This is a genomic window from Phenylobacterium sp., from assembly GCF_035276905.1.
Classification (GTDB): Bacteria; Pseudomonadota; Alphaproteobacteria; order Caulobacterales; family Caulobacteraceae; genus Phenylobacterium.
In genome coordinates this window covers 1-2,603 of the sequence record NZ_DATELG010000016.1, presented here as the reverse complement: position 1 = coordinate 2,603, position 2,603 = coordinate 1, and the positions used below count along the sequence as shown (strand labels likewise).

Genomic DNA, 2,603 nt, shown 5'->3' with positions numbered 1-2,603 from the left:
GACCGCCTGGATGTCCTGGAACTGCTTGATGTTCAGCTTCTGCAGGCTGTCGGAGGTGACGACGTTCTCCATCAGCGGCGTGTTCTGCAGGCCTTCGGGCCGGCGGCGGGCGGTGACGACGATCTCGGACAGCATCGTCGGGGCCTGGTTGGCGGCCGGCGGCGGCTGAGGGGGTGGGGGGGCGGGCTGCTCCGCCGTCTGGGCGGCTGCGGTGGAGGCGATCGCGACGACGCTCGCGCCGGCGAGGGCGGAAGAGATGAGGCTCGGCAGCCCGGCGCTCCTCCCGGCGGCCCTCAAGGCGGTGCGATCGAAGGATGTGGAAGGCAAGTTCCGGTCCGCAATTCATCCCATCCGCAAGCCTAAACGCCGGTGCGCGCAGATCGCCTCAGCTCCGGCCGGTTCGGCAGTCGCCCGGGGAAGTCCTTGCCGGGTAAATCCTGCCGCAAATGGAAAGAAATTTCCCCTCGCGGTGAATTTCTTGCCGCCGACGTCTCGCGCCTATCCGCCGGGAATATCAATAAAAACAATGAGGTGTGGTCGCGCCTTCGCGCTGGTCGCGGCTGGCCTGGCAATTGCGCCGCGCCTGGCGGGCAAAACGCCCCCGGCCGTCAAAACGACAGCCGGCGACCTTGAAACAAGGAGTGCGGTTCATGCCTATGAACAGCGTGAATACGAACGTGGGCGCCATGGTGGCGCTCCAGAACCTCAGCGCTACCCAAGCCGACCTCGCCACCACCCAGAGCCGGATCAACACCGGCCTGAAAGTGGCCTCGGCCAAGGACGACGGCTCGATCTGGGCCATCGCCCAGAACCAGCGGGCCACCTCCGCATCGCTGAACGCGGTCAAGGACTCCCTGCAGCGCGGCTCGTCCACCGTCGACGTCGCTCTTTCGGCTGGCGAGACGATTTCGGACCTGCTGCTGCAGATGAAGTCCAAGGCGCTGGCGGCCTCGGACACCACCCTCGACACCAACAGCCGCATCGCGCTGAACGACGACTTCAAGTCGCTGCGCGACCAGATCCAGAAGGCCGTGGACAACGCCGAGTTCAACGGCGCCAACATGATCAGGGCGACAGCCTCCAACCCCACCACGGTGATGGCGCTGGCCAACGCCGACGGCACCCAACTGATCACGGTGGCGGCGCAGGACCTGTCGCTTGGCTCGACGGCGCTCGGCGGCGCGAGCGGCATCAGCGCGACCGCCACGATCGGCACCGCGACGGCGGCGCATGACATGATCACCATCGTCAATTCGGCGATCGTCTCGGTTTCCAGCGCCCTCTCCAAGCTGGGCACCGGCTCGAAGTCGCTGAACTCCCACCTGACCTTCGTCGGCAAGCTGCAGGACACCCTGGACGCCGGCGTCGGCAACCTGGTGGACGCCGACCTCGCCAAGGAAAGCGCGCATCTGCAGGCGCTGCAGACCAAGCAGCAGCTGGGCATCCAGGCGCTGTCGATCGCCAACCAAGCGACATCGCCCCTGATGTCGCTGTTCCGCTAAGCGGACGGGCCAAGCTGGCGGGGGCCTCGCCCCCGTCAGCGGGTTTCCGGGATCCGGCCGGCCTCGCCTGCTCCCGATGAGTTCATTTGAACGCGAGGCGCCTTGCGGCTCCAGTGATCGTGTCGCGATCAACCTGGAAAGAGTGGCATGGGGCCGCCTTCGCTCGCCATGGACGCCGCCCGGCACGCCGCCGGCCGCGCCACCGAACTGCAGCCGGTGGTCTTCGACGGCCACGCCGGCGCCCTGCACAGGCCGGTGGGGCAGGCGGCGCGCGGCGTCGCCGTGGTGCTTTGCCCGCCGATCGGCCGCGACGCCCGCTGCGCCTACCGACCGCTCTTCCTGTTCGCCGAGGCGCTCGCCGCCGCCGGCTTCCCGGTGTTGCGCTACGACCATCTCGGCGGCGGCGACTCCATGCCGCTGGAGTCCGATGTCGATCGCTGGCCCCTGTGGGTGGCCGGCGTCGAGCAGGCCGCCGCTTTCGTTCGCGCCCACGTGGGGGCCCAGCGGCTGGTGCTCGCGGGCCTGCGCATCGGGGCGAGCCTGGCCGCCGTCGCGGCCGGCGCCGTCAAGCCTGACGGCCTCATGCTCCTGACGCCGCTCGCCACAGGCCGCGCCTGGGTCCGCGAGCTTCAGGCCGCCGCGTCAACGACCGGCCGGCCGCCGCCGGGCGACGGCTCGATCGCGATCCACGGGCTGCGCCTGTCGCAGGCCACCGTCGCCAGCCTCAAGGAGGTCGACCTGCGCCGGCTGGCTCCTTCCGGCGCCGAGGCTTTCGTGGCGACGCCGGCCGCCGATCCGCGGCTGGCCGCCAGCCTCGGTCCGCGGGTGAGCGCGACCCGCTTTCCGGGCCACACGGAGCTGTTTCGCGAAGCCCACCTCAACTCTCCGCCGGGCGCCGTGTTCGACGCCGCGGCGGCCTGGCTCGAAGGCTTCGCGGCTGGCGCCCCGGACGCCGTGCGCGCGCCGCCGCCGCCGGCGGCGCACCTCGTCTCGAACGAGTGGACCGAGCGGCAGGTGACCTTCGGCAAGGATCTGCGCGGCGTGCTCTGCCTGCCGGCGCGGGCCGCGGGCGGGCAGGGCGTGATCATCGGCAACACCGGG

General features: G+C 70.3%; 2 protein-coding genes and 1 pseudogene. 2 read left to right on the top strand and 1 reads right to left on the bottom strand.

The genetic code is table 11. From position 1 onward, the window contains the following. Positions 1 to 327 (bottom strand): annotated as a pseudogene (locus VJS38_RS00515) (hypothetical protein); the annotation flags it as partial. Positions 328 to 650: 323 nt separating this feature from the next. On the opposite strand from VJS38_RS00515, the gene VJS38_RS00510 reads away from it, so the two are divergent. Further along, positions 651 to 1,502, top strand: a complete 852-nt coding sequence (locus VJS38_RS00510; protein ID WP_324086201.1) for a flagellin — start codon at positions 651 to 653, stop codon at positions 1,500 to 1,502. Positions 1,503 to 1,649: 147 nt separating this feature from the next. Then, the coding region (locus VJS38_RS00505) for a serine aminopeptidase domain-containing protein (protein ID WP_324086200.1) at positions 1,650 to 2,603 on the top strand (954 nt) is incomplete at its 3' end.